The organism is Mucilaginibacter koreensis, assembly GCF_054783355.1.
Genome location: NZ_BAAGQS010000002.1, coordinates 337,184 through 361,448 on the forward strand (window position 1 = coordinate 337,184; position 24,265 = coordinate 361,448).

Annotated in this window: 24 protein-coding genes; 10 read left to right on the top strand and 14 right to left on the bottom strand. The window is 43.7% G+C overall.

All coding sequences use genetic code 11. The features are described 5' to 3' along the window. Positions 1-6 precede the first annotated feature (6 nt). The 5 genes from ACYVNW_RS18130 (at position 7) to rfbD (ending at position 3,966) form a co-directional block, all read left to right on the top strand. Positions 7-747 (top strand): 3-deoxy-manno-octulosonate cytidylyltransferase, encoded by a 741-nt coding sequence (locus ACYVNW_RS18130; protein ID WP_460681325.1) that lies wholly within the window; start codon positions 7-9, stop codon positions 745-747. Positions 748-768: 21 nt separating this feature from the next. After that, on the top strand, positions 769-1,395 hold the full coding sequence (locus tag ACYVNW_RS18135) for an HAD family hydrolase (RefSeq protein ID WP_460681326.1): 627 nt from the start codon (positions 769-771) through the stop codon (positions 1,393-1,395). Between the two features lie 63 nt (positions 1,396-1,458). Continuing rightward, the gene (gene fcl, locus ACYVNW_RS18140) at positions 1,459-2,385 is read left to right on the top strand and encodes a GDP-L-fucose synthase (RefSeq protein WP_460681327.1); all 927 of its coding nucleotides are present in this window, start codon (positions 1,459-1,461) and stop codon (positions 2,383-2,385) included. Between the two features lie 121 nt (positions 2,386-2,506). After that, positions 2,507-3,091, top strand: coding sequence for a D-sedoheptulose 7-phosphate isomerase (gmhA, locus tag ACYVNW_RS18145; protein WP_460681328.1), 585 nt, complete (start codon positions 2,507-2,509; stop codon positions 3,089-3,091). 23 nt (positions 3,092-3,114) lie between these two features. Further along, positions 3,115-3,966: a dTDP-4-dehydrorhamnose reductase gene (gene rfbD, locus ACYVNW_RS18150; protein WP_460681329.1), complete on the top strand. Its 852-nt coding sequence runs from the start codon at positions 3,115-3,117 to the stop codon at positions 3,964-3,966. A 22-nt stretch (positions 3,967-3,988) separates the two neighbouring features. Here rfbD and miaA read toward each other — a convergent pair whose 3' ends face one another. The 7 genes from miaA to ACYVNW_RS18185 form a co-directional block, all read right to left on the bottom strand. Further along, positions 3,989-4,903, bottom strand: a complete 915-nt coding sequence (gene miaA / locus ACYVNW_RS18155; RefSeq protein WP_460681330.1) for a tRNA (adenosine(37)-N6)-dimethylallyltransferase MiaA — start codon at positions 4,901-4,903, stop codon at positions 3,989-3,991. A 157-nt stretch (positions 4,904-5,060) separates the two neighbouring features. Next, on the bottom strand, positions 5,061-5,702 hold the full coding sequence (locus tag ACYVNW_RS18160) for an IS1096 element passenger TnpR family protein (protein WP_460681331.1): 642 nt from the start codon (positions 5,700-5,702) through the stop codon (positions 5,061-5,063). A gap of 42 nt (positions 5,703-5,744) precedes the next feature. Next, positions 5,745-7,157 carry a CCA tRNA nucleotidyltransferase gene (locus ACYVNW_RS18165; protein WP_460681332.1) on the bottom strand — a complete coding sequence of 471 codons (1,413 nt, stop codon included), beginning with the start codon at positions 7,155-7,157 and terminating at the stop codon, positions 5,745-5,747. Between the two features lie 352 nt (positions 7,158-7,509). Next, complete coding sequence (locus ACYVNW_RS18170; protein ID WP_460681333.1) at positions 7,510-8,076, bottom strand: L-threonylcarbamoyladenylate synthase; 567 nt, start codon at positions 8,074-8,076, stop codon at positions 7,510-7,512. Continuing rightward, positions 8,069-9,199: a glycosyltransferase family 4 protein gene (locus tag ACYVNW_RS18175; protein WP_460681334.1), complete on the bottom strand. Its 1,131-nt coding sequence runs from the start codon at positions 9,197-9,199 to the stop codon at positions 8,069-8,071. The genes ACYVNW_RS18170 and ACYVNW_RS18175 overlap by 8 nt, the downstream gene beginning before the upstream one ends. Before the next feature lie 93 nt (positions 9,200-9,292). Beyond that, entirely contained in the window at positions 9,293-10,111 is an 819-nt protein-coding gene (locus ACYVNW_RS18180; RefSeq protein ID WP_460681335.1) for a 2,3,4,5-tetrahydropyridine-2,6-dicarboxylate N-succinyltransferase, read from the bottom strand. Positions 10,112-10,135: 24 nt separating this feature from the next. Next, positions 10,136-10,669: a hypothetical protein gene (locus tag ACYVNW_RS18185; RefSeq protein ID WP_460681336.1), complete on the bottom strand. Its 534-nt coding sequence runs from the start codon at positions 10,667-10,669 to the stop codon at positions 10,136-10,138. Between the two features lie 136 nt (positions 10,670-10,805). On the opposite strand from ACYVNW_RS18185, the gene ACYVNW_RS18190 reads away from it, so the two are divergent. Beyond that, positions 10,806-11,216 (top strand): RNA-binding S4 domain-containing protein, encoded by a 411-nt coding sequence (locus ACYVNW_RS18190; protein WP_460681337.1) that lies wholly within the window; start codon positions 10,806-10,808, stop codon positions 11,214-11,216. Between the two features lie 47 nt (positions 11,217-11,263). Here ACYVNW_RS18190 and ACYVNW_RS18195 read toward each other — a convergent pair whose 3' ends face one another. The 3 genes from ACYVNW_RS18195 to ACYVNW_RS18205 all read right to left on the bottom strand — a co-directional run bounded on the left by ACYVNW_RS18195 (position 11,264) and on the right by ACYVNW_RS18205 (position 12,997). Next, positions 11,264-11,725, bottom strand: a complete 462-nt coding sequence (locus tag ACYVNW_RS18195) for a hypothetical protein (RefSeq protein WP_460681338.1) — start codon at positions 11,723-11,725, stop codon at positions 11,264-11,266. Between the two features lie 91 nt (positions 11,726-11,816). Then, positions 11,817-12,512: a hypothetical protein gene (locus ACYVNW_RS18200; RefSeq protein ID WP_460681339.1), complete on the bottom strand. Its 696-nt coding sequence runs from the start codon at positions 12,510-12,512 to the stop codon at positions 11,817-11,819. Between the two features lie 26 nt (positions 12,513-12,538). After that, positions 12,539-12,997 carry a hypothetical protein gene (locus ACYVNW_RS18205; RefSeq protein ID WP_460681340.1) on the bottom strand — a complete coding sequence of 153 codons (459 nt, stop codon included), beginning with the start codon at positions 12,995-12,997 and terminating at the stop codon, positions 12,539-12,541. A gap of 150 nt (positions 12,998-13,147) precedes the next feature. Here ACYVNW_RS18205 and ACYVNW_RS18210 point away from each other — a divergent pair, with 150 nt between their 5' ends. Then, positions 13,148-14,377, top strand: a complete 1,230-nt coding sequence (locus ACYVNW_RS18210; protein WP_460681341.1) for an NADP-dependent isocitrate dehydrogenase — start codon at positions 13,148-13,150, stop codon at positions 14,375-14,377. 111 nt (positions 14,378-14,488) lie between these two features. Here the strand turns inward: ACYVNW_RS18210 and ACYVNW_RS18215 are convergent, their stop codons facing one another. After that, a complete protein-coding gene (locus ACYVNW_RS18215) occupies positions 14,489-15,211 on the bottom strand; it encodes a hypothetical protein (protein WP_460681342.1) in 723 nt (240 codons plus the stop codon). A 171-nt stretch (positions 15,212-15,382) separates the two neighbouring features. Here ACYVNW_RS18215 and ACYVNW_RS18220 point away from each other — a divergent pair, with 171 nt between their 5' ends. After that, positions 15,383-16,369 carry a type I phosphomannose isomerase catalytic subunit gene (locus ACYVNW_RS18220; RefSeq protein ID WP_460681343.1) on the top strand — a complete coding sequence of 329 codons (987 nt, stop codon included), beginning with the start codon at positions 15,383-15,385 and terminating at the stop codon, positions 16,367-16,369. Here ACYVNW_RS18220 and ACYVNW_RS18225 read toward each other — a convergent pair. After that, positions 16,351-16,527 (bottom strand): hypothetical protein, encoded by a 177-nt coding sequence (locus ACYVNW_RS18225; protein WP_460681344.1) that lies wholly within the window; start codon positions 16,525-16,527, stop codon positions 16,351-16,353. The two genes, ACYVNW_RS18220 and ACYVNW_RS18225, sit on opposite strands and share 19 nt — an antisense overlap. A 71-nt stretch (positions 16,528-16,598) precedes the next feature. Next, a complete protein-coding gene (gene gyrB / locus ACYVNW_RS18230) occupies positions 16,599-18,557 on the bottom strand; it encodes a DNA topoisomerase (ATP-hydrolyzing) subunit B (RefSeq protein ID WP_460681345.1) in 1,959 nt (652 codons plus the stop codon). 150 nt (positions 18,558-18,707) lie between these two features. On the opposite strand from gyrB, the gene ACYVNW_RS18235 reads away from it, so the two are divergent. After that, entirely contained in the window at positions 18,708-19,313 is a 606-nt protein-coding gene (locus ACYVNW_RS18235) for an OmpH/Skp family outer membrane protein (RefSeq protein WP_460681346.1), read from the top strand. A gap of 191 nt (positions 19,314-19,504) precedes the next feature. Further along, a complete protein-coding gene (locus tag ACYVNW_RS18240) occupies positions 19,505-19,984 on the top strand; it encodes a nucleoside deaminase (protein WP_460681347.1) in 480 nt (159 codons plus the stop codon). A 326-nt stretch (positions 19,985-20,310) separates the two neighbouring features. On the opposite strand, the gene dnaE is transcribed toward ACYVNW_RS18240, so the two are convergent. Continuing rightward, on the bottom strand, positions 20,311-23,910 hold the full coding sequence (dnaE, locus tag ACYVNW_RS18245; RefSeq protein ID WP_460681348.1) for a DNA polymerase III subunit alpha: 3,600 nt from the start codon (positions 23,908-23,910) through the stop codon (positions 20,311-20,313). Between the last annotated feature and the right edge of the window lie 355 nt (positions 23,911-24,265).

Sequence of the window (24,265 nt, forward strand, 5' to 3'; positions counted from 1 at the left end):
TTTAATATGCGCATAGTAGGAATAATTCCGGCCAGGTACAAATCATCCAGGTTTCCGGGTAAGCCATTAGTAATGCTTCATGGTAAGCCTATGGTGATCAGGGTAGCAGAGCGCACAGCTGCAGCTCTCGGTACAGAAAATACTTATATCGCAACCGAAGATCAGCGGATTGTGGATGTGTGCACACAATATGGTTATCAGGCTGTACTCACCAGTGATAATTGTAAAACCGGTACAGATCGCTTGTATGAAGCCTCATTGCAAATTGAAGCTGATATCTATATTAATGTTCAGGGCGATGAGCCTTTGGTTGACCCACAGGATATTAAAAACATAGCCCAGGCAAAAGTTAACCAGCCTGAATATGTAATCAATGGTATGCGTGCTTTAGAAGAAACCGAAGAGCCAACCGATATTAATATTCCTAAAGTAATTACTAATAGGTTTAATGAGTTGGTTTATATGTCGAGGCTGGCTATACCGGGTATTAAAGATGTAAATATTGGTAAGCCGGTATACAAAAAGCAGGTATGTATTTATGCTTTCAGTAAAACCAACCTTAAAGATTTCAGTAGCTTTTCATCAAAAGCTTATAATGAACAATTCGAAGACATTGAAATATTAAGGTTTTTTGATACCTATACTAAAATTTTGATGGTTGACACTGAAGGGCAGAGTTTGGCTGTTGATATACCCGGCGACGTTGCTAAAGTGGAAAACTTTATGGCTGCGAATCAAATTACCTGATTACTTAAACCTTTACTGTTTATGCTAAGCAAATACAAAAACATCATTTGGGACTTTGATGGTGTCATTCTGGATTCGATGCCGATCAGGGATAGCGGGTTTTCTGCTATTTTTGAAGGTTATCCTGCCGAGCAGGTAGAGCAACTGCTAGCATACCACAAAAGCAATGGCGGCATATCTCGTTTTGCAAAAATCAGGTATTTTTACCAGGAGATATTGAAACAGGATATCACCGATGAAAAAGTAAATGATTATGCTGCTGCTTTCTCAAAAATCATGAAGCAAAGGTTAACCAACAAAGACCTGTTGATTGCAGAAAGCGTTGCTTTTATTAAGTCCTCTTACCAAAAGTATAACTTCCATGTAGTATCGGCTTCTGAGCAATCGGAATTAAGATATTTGATTGAATATCTGAATTTGCAGCCTTACTTCAAATCAGTGCATGGCTCACCGGTTCCGAAGATTGAAAATGTGAAAAAGGTGATTGAAGAAAACCACTACAATCGCGCCGAAACTTGTTTGATCGGTGATTCCGGTAATGATCATGAAGCCAGCGAAATTAACGGAATTCACTTTTTTGGTTATAATAACCTGAAACTGGTAGACCGAGGTCAGGGTTACCTGCATAATTTCGATTTTGCTGTTTAATTTCCAATATTAAAAGGCCTGATGAAGTTTAGGCGCTTACCTCAAATATAGTTAACCGCAGTAGTGGAAAAACACGATAAAATATATATAGCAGGCCATCAGGGCATGGTAGGTTCGGCTATTATGCGTAAGCTACAGTCCGAAGGGTTTACTAATTTTGTAACCTGCACCTCGGCCGAACTCGACCTGCGCAACCAGCAGCAGGTGGCAGATTTTTTTAAAGCCGAGCAACCCGATTATGTATTTCTGGCTGCAGCCAAAGTGGGTGGTATCATCGCCAACAATACCTATCGTGCCGATTTTTTGTATGATAATTTGCAAATTCAGAATAACATCATCCATTCATCTTATTTAAATAAGGTAAAAAAGCTGATGTTTTTGGGTTCCAGCTGCATTTACCCCAAAATGGCACCGCAGCCTTTAAAGGAAGATGCACTACTTACCGGACTGCTTGAACCTACCAACGAGCCTTATGCCATTGCAAAAATAGCCGGCATAAAAATGTGCGATGCCTACCGCTCGCAATACGGCTGTAATTACATTTCGGTAATGCCTACCAATTTATATGGCTATAATGATAATTATCATCCCGAGAACTCGCATGTGCTGCCAGCCTTAATACGCCGCTTTCATGAAGCTAAAACTAAAGGGTTGCCTGAAGTAGTTATTTGGGGCAGTGGTTCGCCCATGCGCGAGTTTCTGTTTGCCGATGATTTGGCAGCCGCCTGTTATTACCTGATGCAAAACTATGATGAGCCGGGCCTGATTAATATTGGTACGGGAGAAGACCTCAGCATTAAAGATTTAGCTTTACTGGTAAAACAGGTGATTGGGTATGAAGGTGAGATTAAATTTGACACTACCAAACCGGATGGCACACCACGTAAATTGATGGATGTTTCAAAATTACATGCCAAGGGCTGGAAGCATACTATAGATTTACCTGAAGGCATAGCATTGGCTTATCAGGATTTTTTGAAAAGATATTAAATATAAAATTATACACTCACAAAACAAAGCCTTATGGAAACATAGGGCTTTGTGCTTATACTTGCAAAGCAAAACGAACATTGCAGCCGCTACTGCGTTACATATACCGCTAAAGTAATTTATGTTAAACATTATCAAATCACAAATTGCCTCATCGGTACAGGTAAAACAAGAACTGTTAAACAATGAATCCATCCTGCAGCAAATTGCAGATGCTGCGCAACTGGTTATTGATACTTATCAGCAAAAAGGTAAAACTTTATTGGCAGGCAACGGCGGCAGTGCTGCCGATGCACAGCATATTGCTGCCGAGTTTGTGGGCCGTTATTATTTCGACAGGCCGAGTATTCCATCCATTGCCTTATCAACCGACACCAGCATTATTACGGCCATAGGCAATGATTATGGTTATGATGAGCTATTTGCGCGCCAGGTGCAAGGTTACGGCACAGCAGGCGATGTATTTATCGGCATATCTACTTCAGGGAATTCAGCCAACATTTTAAAGGCTTTACACGTATGCAAAGAAACCGGTATCAAAAGCATTATACTTACCGGCCAAAGCGGGGGTAAAATGGATGGCGTAGCTGATATTTGTATCAAAGTGCCTTCGGCCGATACGCCCCGTATACAAGAGTCGCATATATTAATTGGCCACATGATGTGTTATTTGGTAGAGCAGGCCTTGTTTTCTAAAAGTAGTTAGTTTTAGTTTTTAGTAAGATAAGTATGGCAAAAATATTGGTGTTAGGTGCACAGGGGCAATTGGGGCAATGCCTGGCTAAAGTGGCTGAGAAACAGCAGATACAAGGCATGATTTTTCCGCCTAAAGATGAAGCCAATATTTTAGATATGGATGGCCTGCAACGTTTATTTGAACAACATCAGCCTGATTTTGCGATTAACTGCGCCGCCTATACGGCAGTGGATAAAGCGGAAGATGAAATGGCTGCAGCCCGTAAAGTAAATTGCGATGGTGCCGCCAACATCGCCCGTTTATGTAAAGCGCACAACGCTACGCTGATCCATATCTCTACTGATTTTGTATTTGAAGGCAATACGCCTTATCCTCTGGTAGAAGCTGACGCAACTAACCCTATCAGTGTGTACGGCCTCACCAAACTGGAAGGCGAAAAGGCGATTGCCGAACTCACGGATGCTTATTTTACCTTACGCACCAGCTGGCTGTATTCTGAATATGGTAATAACTTTGTGAAAACCATGCTTCGCCTGGCCGAAGGGCGTGATGAACTCAAAATTATTGCAGACCAGGTAGGTACACCAACCTATGCCATTGATTTAGCCAGAACCATATTTGCCATTATAGAAAGCGGTAGCCAAGCCTATGGTATTTATCATTACAGCAATGAAGGCGTCACTTCATGGTATGATTTTGCCAAAGGGGTTTTCGATGTAGCGGGTGTAAAAATTAAAGTCTTACCTATCCGTACCCATGAGTATCCAACAAAGGCCGTACGTCCGCCTTTTTCTGTAATGGATAAAACCAAAATCAAGCAAGCATTTGGTATCAGCATCTCCTACTGGAGAGATAGTTTGGTAGAATGTATGGGTAAATTATAAAATATCAATCAGTAAAGAACTATCAGTGTTGCTTAAGCTGTTGATCGAGCTGGGCAATTAAATGGTTGAGATCTTCAGACTTATTAAGCCACTGTATCTCATCATCGCGCCTAAACCAGGTGAGTTGCCTTTTAGCAAAGCGCCGGGTGTTTTGTTTAATGGCAGCAATGGCTGAAGACAAATCTGTTTTCCCATCCAAGTAATCAAATAATTCAGTGTACCCCACAGTATTTAGCGCGTTCAGGTGCCGATAGGGGAGCAAACTTTTTACTTCTTCCAGCAATCCCTCCTGCATCATGATGTCTACCCGGTGGTTGATACGATCATATAATACTTCGCGGGGCAAATCAATGGCTAACTTGATAATGTGAAAAGGCCGCTGCTTATTAATTGCTTTCCGTAAAGATGAAAAGGGCTGACCTGTACTTTTAATGACTTCTAATGCACGGATCAACCGTTGCGGGTTGTTGATATCTACTTGTTGATAATAAACCGGATCAGTTGCCTGCAATTGCTGCTGTAGAGGCGCAATGCCTGATTCCGTATATAAGTGGTTTAATGCTTCGCGAATGGCCGGGTCAACCGTTGGTAAGTCATCAAAGCCTTCGTGAATGGCTTTTAGGTACAGGCCTGAACCACCTACCATAATAACCACATCGTGCATTTGAAAAAGTTGATTCAGCAATGCCATGCCTTGCTGCTCAAAATCACCCACGTTAAAGCTTTCAGTAATGGAGTGAGAGTTGATGAACTCATGAGGTGCGGCTGCTAATTCATCAGGCGTGGGTTTGGCCGTACCGATAGACATTTCACGATAGAATTGCCTCGAATCGGCCGAGAGAATGACGGTATGATAATGCTTAGCCAACTCAATAGCCAAAGCCGTTTTGCCCGAAGCCGTAGGGCCGGCAATGCTGATGAGTGTCTTCGCAGGCATATGATATAATTGTTTATTAAACTAAAACGTCATTGCGAGGAACGAAGCAATCTTTTTTGTAGTGGAAGTTGTAGAGAGATTGCTTCGTTCCTCGCAATGACGGGTATGATATTGTATATATCTTCACCCAACTTTCGTTAGGCTTAATCAATAATTTTTAATAATCATCATCGTGGCCGCGTTTACCGGATGAAAACTCATCTTCATCATCCGAAAATTCGTTACCAAATTCATCTTCTTCTCCACTTTCTTCTTCATGCTCATCAGCCACGGCGCCATCTTCGCGTACTTCCGAAAAGTCTTCTGTGTCTTCAGGGGTATATTCCATTTCGTTCAGGAAATCGAATTCTTCGCTGGTTGGCGGTATCACGGTAGGGTTATACACATTGCCAAATTGCTTGGGAGCTTCGCCCACAGTTTTAGCAGTAACAGGGTAAGCTACGCCCGGCGCATCATCCAGAATCTTTACCAGCTCCACATGAAAGTCAAACGGGCGGTCGAAGTTAGAAGTATAATAAAATTTTTGATGCGGGTCATCAATAAAGCCGCTTAACTTGGTGTTTTCCATTAACCTTATTCCGCGGTCAATTTTACGCTGTGTGGGTTTGTAAGCAATTTCTTCACCTTTGGTCCATTGGTCATTGCTTACATAAAAAGACGAGGAATAATCCGGATTGTAGTTAATAGATTGGTGTATGGCCATATGCAAATCCTGAAAAGTTTGATTAGACTTTACATCAATATCTCTGCTCACTTCATCATAATCCTCGAAGGTCACTCTAAACCGGTATACTGCCATGTTTTTATACGTAGATTTTAGTCAAAAATAATATTTTCAGTTTTAATTTGAGTTTGTTACAACTTTTAAGCCAATTTCTTCACCTTTTTGAATAGTGAACTGTATAGCAGCCTCATAAGTGTTCGGTATGTCACCTTCCAGTATTGCTTCGCGGATTTGGTTTTTGATTATACCCACCTCACGGCCCTCTTTGAGGCCAAAGAGCTGCATAATATCATTTCCTGTTACCGGGGGCTGCCAGTTGCGTATACGGTCGCGCTCTTCAACATCTTTTAGCTTCTGTTGTACCAGTTCAAAATTCTGACGGTACTTTTTTATTTTGTACTCATTTTTGGTGGTAATGTCGGCTTTGCACAACAGCATCAGGCTTTCGGTATCATCGCCGGCATCAAAAAGCAAACGCCTTACGGCTGAATCGGTCACAATTTCCTGCGCCAGTACAATAGGCCGCATGTGTAATTGTACCATCTTTTGCACAAATTTCATGTGCTCATTCAGCGGTAGCTTTAATTGGGCAAACAACTTGGGCACCAAGCGGGCACCGCGGTCTTCGTGGCCATGAAATGTCCAGCCATGGCCCGGCTCAAAGCGCTTGGTAAGCGGTTTGGCAATATCATGCAGTAGGGCAGACCATCGCAGCCACAAATCGGTAGTGGTAGCGCTAATGTTATCCAGCACCTGCAGGGTGTGATAAAAATTATCCTTATGGCCGCGCCCGTTCACAAAATCAACTCCATGTAATGCTGCCATTTGGGGAAAGATGAGCTGCAATAAGCCGGTATCAAACAAATACTTAAATCCGATAGAAGGCTTGGGCGACAGCATAATTTTATTTAACTCATCTGTAATGCGCTCTTGTGATACAATACCTATGCGCTCTTTTTGCCTTTGTATTGCCTGAACTGCCTCTTCGTCAATACTAAAGTTCAACTGGGTAGCAAAGCGGATGGCGCGCATCATGCGCAGCGGATCATCTGAAAAAGTTTCCAGCGGGTTCAGCGGTGTTTTAATCAACTGCTGCTCCAAATGCTGCAATCCACCAAAAGGATCAATTAATTGCCCGTACTCATCAGGGTGGAGTGCAATGGCCAGTGCGTTGATTGTAAAATCACGGCGCTTTTGGTCATCATCCAGGGTGCCGTTCTCTACTATAGGCTTGCGTGAATCAGAACGGTACGATTCTTTTCGGGCACCTACAAACTCTACTTCCACATCCTGGTAGCGCAACATGGCCGTACCAAAATTTTTAAACACAGCCACCTTAGTATTTAAGGCCTTGCCCATAGCTTCGGCAAACGCAATACCGTTGCCTAAAACCACAATATCAATATCTTTAGAGGGCCGGTTCAAAAAAATATCGCGCACAAAGCCACCAATGGCATACGCCTGTACCTGCTGTTCCCCCGCCATACGCGAGATCATTTTAAATACCGGATGCTTCAGGTGCTGCTTCATAAATAACAGGCGCAAAGGTAAGGATATCGAAGCAGGTTAAAAATGATTGGAGTAAATTAAGGGAGAGGATACGTTTGCAAAATAAGTGAATCACTTCCTATCATCACGTGATTGCAAAGTACAAGCAATCCTTACACGCCTAATTAAGACACTGAACAGAAATATTGCTTCGTACCTCGCAATTATGTGGTATGCTTTTACAAGGAAAAGCAATTACAATGCAATTTACACTGCCAGTCCCACTATCTGTTGTAAGTCCTAACTGTGCTGCGGGCTTTCCACTGCTATCGGGTTTAGCGAACTTAAGTCTGTGCTGTTAAGCGAGGAAATATAAAATTAACGATACCAAACTTTACCGCCGTATAAACTCGAACTTTCCACTTGCATCCAGGCGCATAATGGTGGATGGCTTTTTAGGTGTGGTATCATACTGCTCCAGGTTAACTACATAGTCTACGCCGTTGATAACATCCTCGCTAACATCGGCAAAGGTTTGGGGCGAAGGCTGTCCGCTGATGTTGGCCGATGTAGAAACGATAGGCTTGCGGAAGCGTTGTATCAGTTGCTGGCAAAAGGGGTGTTTAGCCACACGAATGCCCACGCTGCCATCAGCATTGATAACGGCAGGTGACAGGTTTTTTGCATCAGGCAATATCAACGTAAGCGGGTGCTCGGCGTACTCAATTAAATCATAAGCAATGGCCGGGACTTCTTTGATATAACTTTCCAGCTTGTTTTCTGTATCCAGCAATACAATAACACTTTTAGCCTCGTCGCGCTGTTTCAGGGCGAATACTTTTCTCACGGCCTCAGTATTAGTGGCATCGCAACCAATACCCCAAATGGTATCGGTAGGGTAAAGGATGATACCGCCCTGTTGCAGTACGGTAAGTGCTTTGGCTATTTCTTCTTTAAGCATAATGTTGCAGCGTTTGCTGATACAAAGTTATATGTTGTGCAGCTAAATCAGCATCATTAAACCGGTTTGCATAAATTTTACCTTGCTCAATCATACGCTGGCGTAACGAGTGATCTGCAAGTATCCGGTTGACTTGAATGGCCAGGCCTTCTGCATCATCTGGATCAATGTATAAGCTATCTGGCCCGCCGGCCTCCTCCAAACAAGAGCCGGTGGCAGCTATGACCGGGATACCCGAGTTTAAAGCTTCCAGTACCGGGATGCCAAAACCCTCGTACCTCGATGGGTATACAAACACAGTGGCCAGTTGGTAAATGGCAGGCAAATCGCTGAACGGAACCTGATGTAAAAAAGTAACCCGGTTGAGCAAATTATACTCTTTTAAATAAACTTTTACTTCATCGAGATAGGGGGTAGGTTTACCTACAGCTACCAGCTGAATATCTACAGGTAATTGCTGTAAAGCTTGAGCAACGAGCAGCAGGTTTTTACGCATTTCGATGGTGCCAACGGTAAGCAAAAATTTATCGGGTAGATTGTACCGGTTACCTACGGCAACTTTTTGTTCAAGGCTTATAGGATTGCTGAAAACGGCATCGCAGTTCTGGTAAATCACACTAATTTTTTGGATATCTACCTGTAACCGCTCTACTAAATCTGTTTTGGTTTGTTCGCTGATAGCGATAACGTGATTGGCTGCGCGGCAGGCGTACTTTAATTTGGCAACATAAATTTTTTGGTTCAGCCAGCTAAAGTACTCAGGAAAACGAAGCGCAATAACATCATGAACGGTAACTATTGAGGCTATACCGCTATTTACAATGCCTAAGGGTAATTCATGGCTTAAGCCATGATAAAGCTGTATACCATCGGCTTTTAAATCTTTAATAATTCCCTTACTGCGCCACCACGAAGTGAGCCACTTACTTTTAGGTAAATGAATGTTGGTATGCGCTAAAGCCTTAAGCAAACTTAGGTAAGCGTTCGGCTTCTTTTTGGGAGTATATAAATGATAGGTATGATTAGGTTGATGTTCGCTTAAGCTTTTGAGTAACCAGCGGCTGTAATTACCCAGCCCGGTTCCGTTTAAAAAAGCACGCTTGGCATCAAATCCAATCTTCATTATTGGGGTTTATTGGTTCATTAGTTCAATGGTTCATCAGGAAAATAACATCTTCCCTAATCAACCAATGAACTAATGAACCATTGAACTATCTTACACTGCAACGTTATTTTCGCGTAAGGCGTCGTTCAGTGAGGTTTTTTTGTCGGTCGACTCTTTGCGTTTACCAATAATAAGAGCGCAGGGCACCTGGTATTCGCCGGCAGCAAATTTTTTGGTATAAGAACCGGGGATGACTACCGAGCGGGCAGGTACGCGGCCTTTGTATTCAACGGGCTCAGATCCGGTTACATCAATAATTTTAGTAGAGGCAGTTAATACCACGTTGGCGCCTAATACAGCTTCGCTTTCTACATGTACACCTTCTACCACAATGGCGCGTGAGCCAATGAAACAGTTATCTTCAATAATTACAGGGGCAGCTTGTACCGGCTCTAAAACACCACCTAAACCTACACCACCGCTTAAGTGGCAATTTTTGCCTACCTGTGCGCATGAACCTACCGTAGCCCAGGTATCTACCATGGTGCCTTCATCTACAAAAGCGCCAATGTTAACGTAAGACGGCATCATAATTACGCCTTTAGCCAAATGCGCACCGTAGCGGGCAATACCATGAGGTACTACACGTACACCAGCCTTTTTGTAATCGGTTTTAAGCTTCATTTTATCATGAAACATAAACGGACCTACTTTAATTTCCTCCATCTGCATGATTGGGAAATATAAGATTACCGCCTTTTTAATCCAGTCATTTACATGCCAGCGGTTGCCAATAGGTTCGGCTACGCGCATCTCGCCTTTATCCAGGCGGGCAATTACAGTTTCAACCGCGTTGATATAGTCATTTTCGCTTAACAGGGAACGGTCTTCCCAAGCTTCTTCAATCAGTCGTTTTAAATCAGTATACATGGGTATTCAAAAAGTTTGGGCAAATTACGGCTTTTTCAGGCTAATTTCAGCAATGCAATCCTTACTCAATTTTTCGGCTTGCTGCTTAATCAGCTCATCCGTAAAACCATCTGGAAACTGCTTTTGTAATTTGGCCAACAAGCAGTCTACCAGCTGGCTTTTTACTTCGTCTTTATAAATTTGCATTTCCGGCCGGTTAAGTACCGTCAGTTTAATGCGCTCTACCAGCATAGGCGACCACAGGTATACCGGATTTTTGATGCTTTGCACGCAGCTGGCTCCAATCTGGTTAGCCAACTTAAACACACTATCCTGCGATACAGAGCTGATGCCTTTAGGCAAAGCAATTTTTAATTTGGCAACCGAGCAGTTGGCCCATTCCTGCCGCTGGGCATCCTCTTTCAAGAGTTGTTTTGAGGAGTTGAACAGAATGGTATACAACTCCTTCTCATCAGCCGCCGACCAGCCAGCAGCGGTAGATTGCGCTGAAACATTTGAGATGTTTATTAAAGCGAATAAGAAAGCAAAAATGAAAGTGAAGTAAACAGGTTTAATCATGAATTTGAGTTTTACCAAAAATATGAAATTAACTCGTGGTTGCGTTGAATCAAACCCAATGATATCTGTGTTATCATACAATGTGTTAATTTTGTATGCTGGCCGTTAAAGGCTGCGTAAATAGTGTTTGATTAGAATGCCAGAAAAAGAAAAACTCCGTATAGATAAATACTTGTGGGCCATACGCCTGTTCAAAACCCGCTCTTTAGCTACCGAAGCCTGTAAAGCCGGCCGGGTAAAGTTGGAGGGTAATAATATTAAACCTGCACATGAGGTGAAGGTAGGAGAGACTTACCACATTTCTAAAGGTCCGGAACGTAAAATTGTAAAAGTAACCGGATTGCTTGAAAACCGGGGTGATTACCAAACCGCCATTAAATTTTATGAAGATTTAACACCACCTGCAGAAACACACGGTTTCGCATCCATGTTTCATTCACCTGTGCTGCGGCGCGATCGTGGTGCGGGCCGGCCTACCAAGCGCGACCGCCGCGAAATTGATGATTTGCAAGGCGGCTATTTCGAAGGTAAAGAGGACGAAAATTAATAATATTCGTAAAACAAAAAGCCTCTCCAATAGGAGAGGCTTTTTGTTTATTTCAGCACGTCATCGTCCTGGTTACCGGTATTCAGGTCCTGGTCGTTTTTGGGGTACCCTTCTTCGTCCAGATCGTCACGGTCGTCTTCCGGTGTGCGTGACAGTAGTTCATCTACTGGGTCAAGCTCCGTAATTTGGCCGTCGTCAATGTGCATGCCCAAGCTGTCGGCATCCGTTTCCAGTGAGCGGTTTTTGTCATATTCGCCTTTGGTATCATAAGGATTAGCCTCATCATAGCTCGAATCGAAATCACTGCCATTAGGTGCGGCAGAGTCAAATAAAGCTGGTGGATCGTAGTCCGGGTCTTTACTGGCTATATTAATTTCGTAGCTATCCTGCTCGGCATCATAATTTAAATCCTCGGCTTCGCTTTCTTCGCCCAGGTCTTCTTTCATTTTTTTATCGCGGTCCAGATTTTCATCATTAAAACCCGGATAAAATTGCTCGTCGTTTTTCATAGGTTGGTGGTTTTAAGCTCTTATACAGAAAAAACCTTGCCAATACCTATATTGTTTTAAAGGATGTGGATAAGTAGCCGATAACTGTATTCTAATAATGTATCTGCTTGCGGTAGGAGGTAACTCCGCCTATGGCAAATTTAAAACCAATTACCCACTGGCCAAATGTATCGAAATGCTGGCCGGCCTTTATACCATCCAACTGATCGCCTAACACAAAATTGTGCTGATAGCCAACGTCAACTTTAAAAGTGGGTTCATTGTAATCATTGAACACCTTAAACTCATAGCCTATTTTAGCCGGTATGAATATTTCCTGGCTATCATCCAGTCCGGTTGAGGTATAGTTAGGTATATAAAGTGAGTTTCGGTTAATGATATCCATATGGTTATAAATTAACCCGATGCCGCTGCTTACATAAAGGTTTTTAAAGGCATTACCGAAAGTGCTGTTCGAGTAATCGTAAAACTCACCGGCCTGCAGTTGCCCTCTGAAGGTAAGCGCCGTGTAGTTATTGCGGAACTGACGGCTTGAAAGCGTAGACAAGGAGTCGCCCCCTGAAAGGCGCCCTAATTGAAGCTCGGCTATAAAGTTAACAAAGGGGGTTTGGTTGTAAGTAAAATGTATACCTACGCCACCGGTGTATTTCTGCGTTTCGGCATCAGAGTAAGCCATTTGGTAAATACCGCTCAGGCCGAAATCATATTGTGCATAATTATAGCCCAATTGCGCTTTGGCCAGCAGGGTGCATACGCATATTAACGTGGTAAGTAGCAGCTTTTTCAAAATATTGATATTGGGCGCTTAGTGAGTTAGTGCTTGTAAATATAGTAGTAGGCAACCGTAGTAGTTACCTGTCCATTTTTGGTACTCTCAGTTTGGTAAATTACCAAACTGTCTTTACTTACTTTATTTACATTATACTTGGCCAAATAAGCCTGGCTTTTAAAGGTTAAGGTTGATGGGGAATTGTTGGCATTGGCCGAATAGTAACCATCATACATTTTACCAATGATAGTAGAAGAGTAGGTAGCCGCGTTACTGGTTTTAAATTCAAAAAAATCTTGCGAAGTGAAACTTTTGGTACTGTCTGTTTTGATGTCGGAAGTATTATCAGCAGTGGTTCGGCGCAATAATGTTTTTAAATACCATTTACCGGTAAGGCCAGGGTACTGTAAATTGGCTGGTATGCCTGTATCTTCTTTCTGGCAACCGGCTAAGGCTGAGCATAGTAAAAATGCAGAAATAATAGAAGTGTAAAACTTACTCATCAATAGTTGATTAGAGCCTTAAAGATAATACATTGCGCTCATAACACAAAAATGAGTGATAATTTAACAGTGGCGCCTGATTAATCTTGATTGCAGAAAAAAGCAATTCACTATATTTGGCCCCTGTATATTACCTAAAAAAAGCCTGATATGTCAAAAATTAAAGTAGAAAATCCGGTAGTTGAGCTGGATGGCGATGAAATGACCCGTATCATCTGGAAATTTATTAAGGATAAACTGATTACGCCTTATTTAGATCTGGATATCAAATATTATGACTTGGGTATTGAGTACCGCGATGAGACCAATGACCAGGTAACTGTTGATGCAGCCAATGCTATCAGAGAATATGGTGTAGGCATTAAGTGCGCTACCATTACCCCTGATGAAGCCCGTGTTAAAGAATTCGGCCTGAAGCAAATGTGGAAATCACCAAACGGTACCATCCGTAATATTCTGGATGGAACAGTATTCCGCGAGCCGATTGTAATGAGCAATGTGCCCCGCCTGGTGCCTAACTGGACTGCCCCAATCTGCATTGGCCGCCACGCTTTTGGCGACCAGTACCGCGCAACCGATTTTGTAACCAAGGGCAAAGGCAAACTGACGGTAACTTTCACCCCTGAAGATGGCGGTGAAGAGCAATCTTTCGAAGTATACAACTTCAAAGGTGACGGTGTGGCTTTAACCATGTATAATACTGATGAATCTATCAAAGGCTTTGCACATGCTTGTTTCAACCAGGCATTGATGAAAGGCTGGCCTTTATACCTGTCTACCAAAAACACCATCCTGAAAAAATATGATGGCCGTTTTAAAGATATTTTTGAAGAGATTTATCAGAACGATTACAAAGCGAAATTTGACGAAGCCGGTATCACTTACGAGCACCGTTTAATTGACGACATGGTAGCCAGTGCCCTGAAATGGAATGGTAACTTTGTATGGGCCTGTAAAAACTATGATGGCGACGTGCAATCTGATACCGTAGCTCAAGGCTTTGGTTCATTAGGTTTGATGACGTCTACGCTGGTTACCCCTGATGGTACCGTTATGGAAGCCGAAGCTGCACACGGTACCGTAACACGCCACTACCGCGAGCATCAAGCCGGCCGCCCAACTTCAACTAACCCAATCGCCTCTATTTTTGCTTGGACACGCGGTTTAGAGTTCCGTGGCAAACTGGATAACAACCAGGAGCTGATTGATTTTTGCCATACTTTGGAGCAGGTTTGTATCGAAACTGTTGAAAGCGGCAAAATGACTAAAGATTTGGCCATCACCATCAAACCTAAAGTAGAGCACGGTACTGATTACCTGTATACTGAAGAGTTTTTGGATGCCATTGACCAAAACTTAAAAACGAAGCTGGGTAAGTAACTCCAATTCATTTATAACAAAGCCCTGCTTAATCTATTTAAGCAGGGCTTTTTGTTTAAATTGGGGTTACAATTTAGTTCTATATGTTGTGGCTTAGTTAGGGTAATATAATTATTTAGTACGGTTGCCTTTTGCTGCTTTTACTGCTTGTTCATACACATCTAAACTTTTATCCAAATCTTGGCCTGTGTTGTGTATACTTTCACAAAATACTTTGCAGGCTTCCGGGTTTTCGTTCTTGCCGCATTGCTTTTCACAGTCGGTTAGCGTGTTGCGGGGCTTAAGGTTATACATATGGGTAACAGTAAATACAAAAGCTATTAAGCCAATAAAAACGCCACCAAAAAAACGTATAGGGAACCTATTATCCCGCGTTAGCGGTACTAACGGCTGCTTATTAAATGGAAAGATGTATTTTATTTTGTCATAATTCCAGCATAGTAAATACACGCAGGCAACCACCATTAATGGCGCTGTCAGTAGTGAGCCTTCAAACCTTACCGCTAAAGATAATATGCAGATGTTTAATATGATAGGCAAATACAGCAAAGTACCCAATACCACCGTTCGGGGAATAAGTAGTAACAGGGCTGCAAGCACCTGTGCATAACCGATAAATGTGCAGTAATAGCCAGTGTGATGCAAGGCCTCCAGGTAATGCCCCATGGGCTGATTGTTATGCAGGTCGGTAAAGCGTTCGCCAATAATTTTTACATAACCGGCAGGTAAAAAACCGGCAGCAAGTGCCAGTCGTGTAAATGTGGTGAAATAGCGCATCCACTTATTCCGTATGGTTTGCGTATGTAAGGTGTCTAATTTTGCTGATAGGTTCATTTTAAAAGTACTTTGTTGTGCAAAGTTATATAATGTTAACTTATTTGCAAATGATCTGGAAACTTCATTTGCTATTGATGGATGATGCGCTATACTTATCTATAGAGGTTTATAAAACAATTTCAGGCCGTTTATATTTGTATCGTTACTTTAGCAGAAAAATACAACCCTATGTCAATGTTATATCCTTTAAAGTTCAACACCATATATAAAGACAAAATATGGGGCGGACAAAAAATAAAAACTTATCTGCACAAAGATTTTGGCAACCTGCCCAATTGCGGCGAAACCTGGGAAATATCAGGCGTTAAATCTGATGTATCAGTAGTGGCCGACGGCCCGCTGGCCGGCGAGTCATTGGCTGATTTGCTGGAAAAATATACCGACGCTTTGGTAGGTAAGCATGTGTATGCCCGCTTTGGCAATGAGTTTCCGCTGCTGGTGAAGTTTATTGATGCGAATGATGATCTGTCCATCCAGGTACACCCGAATGATGCTTTGGCGAAAGAGCGCCACAACTCATTCGGTAAAACCGAGATGTGGTATGTAATAGAGGCCGATCCGGGTTCAACCCTGATTGCCGGTTTTAACAAAGAGGTGACCCAGCAGGAGTATTTGGACAAGCTGAACAGCGGCCATTTGACTGATATTTTAAACAAGGAAGATGTAACTGCAGGCGATGTATTCTTTTTACCAGCCGGCCGTGTGCACACCATTGGTAAGGGATTGCTGATTGCCGAGATTCAGCAAACTTCAGATATCACTTACCGCATTTACGATTTTGACCGTGTGGATGACAAAGGCCAGAAACGCGAGCTGCACACCGAGGAAGCCCTGGCTGCTATTGATTACAAGCATTACCCCGAATACAAGACCAGTTATCAGCCGCACCAAAATGAAGTGGTTGAATTAGTAAGCTGCCCTTACTTTACTACCAGTGTGCTGGATTATACTGAAAGCACCAGCCGCGATTATACCAACTTGGATTCATTTGTGATACACGTATGCCTGGCCGGTGAGTATACCATTAAGCACAAAGGCAACAGTTATCATGTAAAGATGGGGGATAGCTACCTGCTACCCGCTACCATTGATGAAGTGGAAATTATTACCACTACCGGCTTTAAAGCGTTGGAAAGTTATATAGAACAGAAGTAACTGTAACGTTTAAGCACTGACATGAATATGCCACTGCTGCGCGCAGCGGGTGCAGCATGCGCAGCGCCACGCAGCATGCGCAGCACCCTGAAGCAGTGCGCAGCACCCTCAGCAGCACGCAGCACCTGCAGCAGTGGCACAAGCGTGTCAGTACTCAATCTGTAAGCATATAAAAAGGCGGCTAATGTACATTAGCCGCCTTTTTATATAAATAGATATACTTTAACGCCTACGCATCAATCTTGGCATATTTGGCGTTCTTTTCAATGAAATCGCGGCGTGGGGCTACTTCATCACCCATCAGCATACTGAAGGTGTGGTCGCACTCGGCAGCGTTTTCAATGGTGGCGCGGCGCAGGGTACGGGTAGCCGGGTTCATGGTGGTGTCCCATAACTGCTCGGCGTTCATCTCACCTAAACCTTTGTAACGCTGTACGTGTACACTGTCCTCACGGCCGTTGCCTTTAATGCGGTCAACCGCGGCAATACGCTGCTCTTCTGTCCAGCAGTATTCAAACTCTTTGCCTTTTTTCACCAGGTAAAGCGGCGGGGTGGCAATATATACGTAACCAAACTCTACCAACTCCTTCATGTAACGGAAGAAGAAGGTAAGGATCAGGGTGGTAATGTGCGAGCCATCCACGTCGGCATCCGTCATGATTACAATTTTGTGGTAGCGCAGTTTGGTAATGTTCAGTGCCTTGTTGTCCTCCGGGGTGCCAATGCTTACGCCCAGGGCGGTAAACATGTTCTTGATTTCCTCGTTCTCGTAAATCTTATGCTCCATGGCTTTCTCCACGTTCAGGATTTTACCCCGAAGCGGCAGGATGGCCTGGGTATCGCGTGAGCGGCCTTGTTTGGCCGTACCACCCGCCGAGTCACCTTCCACCAGGAAGATTTCGCACAGGGCCGGGTCGCTGTTGGCACAATCGGCCAGTTTGCCCGGTAAGCCTGAGCCGCTCATTACGCTTTTGCGTTGTACCATCTCGCGGGCCTTACGGGCAGCGGCACGGGCAGTAGCGGCTAAAATTACCTTGCTTACAATCATGCGCGCCTCTTTCGGGTGCTCTTCCAGGTACATACTTAAAATTTCGCCTACGGCTACGTTTACTGCACCACTTACCTCGCTGTTACCCAGCTTGGTTTTGGTTTGCCCTTCAAACTGAGGCTCCTGTACTTTAACCGAAATAATGGCAGTCAAACCCTCACGAAAGTCGTCACCACTAATTTCAACCTTAATATTTTTCAGTAAGCCTTCCTTTTCGGCGTAAGCCTTTAAAGTACGGGTTAACCCAGAACGGAAACCGGCTACGTGTGTGCCACCCTCAATGGTGTTAATGTTATTTACATAAGAGTGTACATTTTCAGAGTAGGTATCATTATACTGCAAAGCCAGCTCCACTGGGATGCCTTGTTTGGTACCTTCTACATAAATAGGCTCGGGAATGATAGGTACACGAGTGCCGTCCAAAAATTTAACAAATTCTTTCAGGCCGCCTTCAGAATAAAACTCTTCGTACAAAAACTCACCGTTTTCTTCGGTTACCCGTTCATCAGTTAGGGTTAAACGAATGCCTTTGTTCAAAAAGGCAAGCTCACGCAGGCGCGCAGCCAGGGTATCAAATTTGTACTCGGTGGTGGTGGTAAAAATCTCCGGGTCGGGCTGAAAGGTCTGGATGGTACCGGTGTCATCAGATACGCCGATTTCCTTTACATCAAACATTGGCTTGCCGCGCTCATACTCCTGGGTGAAAATTTTACCCTCGCGGTGTACTACCGTTTTTACGTGGGTTGACAGGGCGTTAACGCAGGATACACCCACACCGTGCAAACCACCTGATACTTTGTAGGTATCTTTATCAAATTTACCGCCGGCATGTAATACGGTCATTACAATTTCCAGCGCCGATTTATTTTCTTTTTTGTTGATACCGGTAGGAATACCCCGGCCATTATCTTTAACGGTAATAGAATTACCTTTATGTATGGTTACATTAATATCGGTACAGTAACCGGCCAAAGCCTCATCTATGGAGTTATCCACCACCTCATATACCAGGTGGTGCAAACCTTTAACACCGGTATCGCCAATGTACATGGAAGGGCGCTTGCGTACCGCTTCTAAACCTTCTAAAACCTGTATATTATCCGCGGAATAATTGGATCTGTCCTGATTTTCTTCGCTCATATTTATCTGTTGAAATAACTATCAAAAATACGAAAAAGTAAGCAAAAAACCGCATTTGTGGATAAATAACAGCTTCGTTATCAGCATTTCAAAAACTTTAGTAATCTTGCGGCTAAATTTTATCTTTGTCAGAAAATTAGTATTGAGCAAATGAAAACCCCTTCTTTAATTTTTACAAACGTTGCCCTGAGTTTAATGGTAGCCACGGGACTGGTTGCCTGCAATGGTAATAAATCTGAAAGCAAAACTGCTTCAACCCCAGCTGCCGCTGCCGCACCGGTAGATGAGAAAGCACAAATTGTGTTTATCAATCAGGATACCCTACTGTCGCAATATAAATATGTAAAAGACCTGAATGCCCGTATGGAAAGCAAAGGCAAGGCTGCCCAAAATGATTTGGGTGCCAAAGGTCAGGCTTTTCAGCGTGAGGTGGCCGAGTACCAAAAGAATGCCAACACCATGACAGCCGAACAGCGCGCCGCCAGAGAGCAGCAATTGCAACGCAAAAACCAGGAGTTGGTGCAGTACAGAGATAACACCGGTGCACAGGTACAAAATGAGCAAGCTGTTGAAACTCAAAAGCTGTATGAGAAAATAGCAGTATTTGTAAAAGATTACGCTAAAGAAAAAGGTTACAAAATGGTATTAACTTACCAAAAAGGCAACACCACCATGTGGTATGGCGACCCAACTTTAGATGTAACCGGCGACGTGGTAAAACGCCTGAATGACGCTTACGATAAAGACAAAAAGTAATAATTTGATGTGCAGATGTGCGAATATGCGGATGTGCAGATGATAGATGTACAGATGCGTAAAGAGGCAGATGTGCAGATAACGAGAAAATGTGCGGATGCGTGAATATGCGGATGTGCAGATGAAATTAAACAAAATTAAAAATTAAAACCCCAACCGAAAGTTGGGGTTTTTTAATGCGTATATATACTATGGAAAATAACCAGCACGAACAATTTATGCGGATGGCCATTGCCTTATCCAAACAAAACGTAACAGAAGGATTGGGCGGCCCCTTTGGTGCCGTAATTGTGAAAAACGGCGAGGTGGTTGCCGCAAGTGCCAATAAAGTAGTGCCCAGCAATGACCCTACCGCCCATGCCGAGGTATCGGCCATACGTTTGGCCTGCCAAAAGTTGAACACGTTTAATCTGGAGGGCTATGTAATTTATACCAGCTGCGAACCCTGCCCGATGTGCCTGGGCGCTATCTATTGGGCCCGTTTGGACAAAATTTATTATGCTAATACCAAGGCCGATGCCGCCCATATTAATTTTGACGACCAGTTTATTTATGAAGAGCTGGACCGCCCGGTAGCCGAGCGCAAATTGCCGGTAGAGCAAATACTAAGAGACGAAGCATTAGAAGCTTTTAAGATGTGGGAGGAGAATGAGAGCAAGACGCATTATTAAGATATAGTCGTTTTTTTAGCTGTCTTGTAAAAGCAAAAGGGCGACATTTTGTATAAATAGTCGCCTTTTTTTTATAAAGCCTTCTCACCGCGTCATTGCGAGGTACGAAGCAATCTCTCTGCTTCCTATCGTGAATAGTTATACAGAGATTGCTTCGTACCTCGCAATGACGTAATGGAAATAGTTTTGTTATGGCAAGCGATAGCGTGGCAACCGCTCAGAGGTATGTGCGCCCCTTTATAGCAAGCGATTGCCACGTCGTCCCTCCTCGCAATGGCAGTTTTAACTGGCTTTAACCTAATGATTTACTACTATATGTTTTGCCCTTATTTCAACAATGGCTGAATATTGGTCAACTGATACACCGCCTCTAATAAGTCATCACTCGGATTCACGCGGATATCTTTAGCAGATAAATCGGTGCTGATGTGATCTTTGTTATCAAAAGCTTCGTTATCAATTACTTTAAATTTCAGCATACAGTTTTTTACCGGATACTTGGTTTGGTTGGTTTCCAAAATATCGCTCAACTCGGCCAGTAACTTATCGGTAATCATGTTCAGGCTTAGGGGCACTACCAAGGCTTTAGTCATCTTGTCGCGCATCTCTGATAATAGCTCAATATTGCTGATGCGCAAATCCCAGTTGTTTTGCTGGCGGTACTTTTCTTCCACCAGGCCCTTTACCCTAATGAAGCAACCCTCAATTAGCAAATTACGAAATTTAATATAATCATCGCCAAACAGCGCAAACTCGTAGGAGTCATTATAGTCTTCGATTACGAAGGTTCCAAACGGCTTGCCCATTTTGGTGGTTTTGTGCTGCACATTAGCCATTAAGCCGCCAATGGTGAGTTCGCCTTGCCGGCGCAGGTGGTTAAAGCGCTCGGTCAATTCATCATCGGCCTCCCCATTGCGCATTTTTACCAGCAGTTTCAGGTCTGATACCTTGTTCTGGCAATAACGCTCGAGTTCCAGCTTATAATTATCCAGCGGATGGCCGGTTAAATAAATGCCGATCACATCTTTCTCATATTTCAGCTTCTCAATCAACGGCCATTCATCGCATTCCGGTAACGAGGGTTCAGGAATGTAAGCGGCTACCGTTCCGCCAAATAATGAGGCCTGTGAGCTGCTTTGTGTATTTTGATAATCGTTAGAGTATTTGGTTAATCGCTCGATGCCGCTCAGTAAGCCATTTTCAGTTTTGGCAAAGAAGCGCGCACGGTTGATACCAAAGCTGTCAAAAGCACCGCTATATACCAGGTTTTCATAAGCCTTTTTATTTACGGCGCGGCCGTTGCTGCGCTGGGCAAAATCATAAATACTTTTGTAAGGCCCGTTGGCATTACGTTCTTCAATAATACTCTCAATGGCTTTTTCGCCAATACCTTTTACGCCCGAAAACCCAAAGCGTACCTCACCCTTTTTGTTTACACCGAAAGACCAGAACGATTCGTTTACGTCAGGGCCTTTTACCTCGATGCCCATGCGGCGGGTTTCTTCCATAAAGAAAGAAATTTTGTCAATACTGTTCTGGTTGTTCAATACCGCTGCCATGTACTCAGAGGGGTAGTGGGCCTTTAACCAAGCGGTTTGATAAGCCACAAAGGCGTAGCAGGTGGAGTGCGATTTATTGAACGCATATTGAGCAAATGCTTTCCAGTCATTCCAGATTTTGGTTAGTTTATCTTTAGGGTGGCCTTTAGCTACGGCGCCATCCATAAACTGCTTCTCCATCTTGTTCAGGATGTCGATTTGCTTTTTACCCATGGCCTTACGCAATACGTCGGCATCGCCTTTGCTAAAGCCGGCCAACTTTTGCGACAGCAACATCACCTGCTCCTGGTAAACCGTAATACCATAGCTTTCGCTTAGGTACTCTTCCATTTCGGGCAAATCATAGGTAATGGGTTCCAAACCATGCTTACGCTTGATAAAGTTCGGGATATACTCCAGCGGGCCCGGGCGATACAGGGCGTTCATGGCGATCAAATCCTCAAACTTATCCGGCTTCAGGTCGCGCAGGTACATCTGCATGCCATCACTTTCAAACTGGAAGGTACCGTTGGTATCGCCACGCTGGTATAGTTCGTAAGTTTCCTGGTCATCCAGCGGAATGGTATCAATATCTATCTCAACCCCGTGGTTTTGCTTAATCAGCGCCAGTGCGTTTTTGATAATGGTAAGGGTTTTCAAGCCCAAAAAGTCCATCTTGATTACGCCTGCATCTTCAATTACCCGGCCGTCAAACTGGGTGACCAGCAAATCGGAGTCTTTTGCGGTAGCTACCGGAACAATATTGGTGAGGTCGTCAGGGGCGATAATGATACCCGCAGCGTGCACGCCGGTATTACGCACCGAGCCTTCCAATTTTTCAGCTTCGCGTAATACGGTACCGCGCAGGTCATTGCTTTTGTAAATCTCCTGAAGTTCGGGTACCTGCTCAATAGCCGTTTTCAGGTTGATACCCAAAGTTTCGGGTACCAGCTTTTTCATCATGGCTACTTCGGATAGCGGCATATCCAGTACCCGGCCCACATCCTGTATACTGGTGCGGGCGGCCATAGAGCCGTAGGTTACAATCTGGGCAACCTGGTTTTTGCCATACTTATCTACCACGTAATCAATTACCTTCTGGCGGCCTTCGTCGTCAAAGTCGGTATCAATATCGGGCATGGATTTACGGTCGGGGTTCAAAAACCTCTCAAACAGTAAATTATACTTAATGGGGTCGATATTAGTAATACCAATACAATAAGCGACCACTGAACCCGCCGCCGAACCACGGCCCGGGCCAATAAACACGCCCAAATCGCGCCCGGCCTTAATGAAGTCGGCCACAATGAGGAAGTAACCCGCAAAACCCATGGTTTTGATGGTAAATAACTCAAAGTTGATACGCTCTTCCGTAGATGCATCAATATCCACATAGCGTTCTTTGGCGCCCCTGAAGGTCATGTCCTTCAGATATTCCCACTGGTTCAATACATCGGCTTCGGGACCGTCGTGAATCTTAAACTCCGGCGGGATAGGGAAGTTGGGCAGCATGATATCGCGCTTCAGCTTCAATACATCTACCTTGTCTACAATCTCATTGGTGTTATCTAATGATTCGGGTATATCATGAAACAGCTGGGCCATTTCGGCCTGCGTTTTAAAGTAAAACTGGTCGTTCGGGAAACCAAAGCGATAGCCCTTGCCGCCTTCCTCATCGGTAGCAATAGGGGTACTCTGCATATCGCCGGTATTTACGCACAATAAAATATCGTGGGCATTAGAGTCCTGCTGGTCTACATAATGAGAGTCGTTGGAACAGATCACCTTCACGTTATGCTTCTTTGCATACTTCATCAGCGTATTGTTGATGATGGTTTGCTCCGGTATCTCATGGCGCTGCAGCTCGATGTAATAATCTTCACCGAATAAATCCAGCCACCATTTAAATTCCTGCTCGGCTTCCTGCTCGCTTTTCTTTAAAATGGCCTGCGGCACCGAAGCCCCAATACAGCAACTGGTGGCAATTAAGCCTTTATGATGTTTTAAAATCAGTTCTTTATCAATACGGGGCCACTTGCTGTATAAGCCTTCCATGTAGCCGTAAGAACATAGTTTGATGAGGTTGCGGTAGCCTTCAGCATTTTTGGCAATCAGCAACTGGTGGTGCCTTACGTCTTTTTTCTCCTTGGTAAACTGCTTTTTATGGCGGTCTTCCACCACGTAAAATTCGCAGCCCACAATAGGTTTCACATTGTGCTTGCCAGCTTCGGCCACAAATTTAAACACGCCGAACATGTTGCCATGGTCAGTAATGGCCAGGGCTTTCATGCCGTCGGCAGCAGCTTTTTTATAAAGCTTGGAAATGTCGGCGGCACCGTCGAGTAAAGAGAACTGGGTATGTACGTGCAGGTGTGAAAAATCGGGCATAATCTAATCAGTTTCGCCTGTTATAAGGTTAACAGGGAGTACACAAATTTACCAAATTACGGGCGGATTAGGTTTCTTTTAAGGCAATTATTTATACACATTACTTGTGGATGATAAGCGCTTTCGGAGTACAATCACGCAAGCATCCGCGTTACTGATATTGACTGCATTAAACGTCTGCCTGGCATCGGGGGATGGAAAAGCTTGTCTGTAAAGTTTAATACGGTAGTTTTACAATTACCTGCAGTGCGCTACTAATATCCAATACAAAGGCGTTACACAAAGTTGATATGTACAGTGATGTTAGCGTTATCAGTAATAATGCAGAAAAGATTTTGGTTGACGTAAAAGCAGA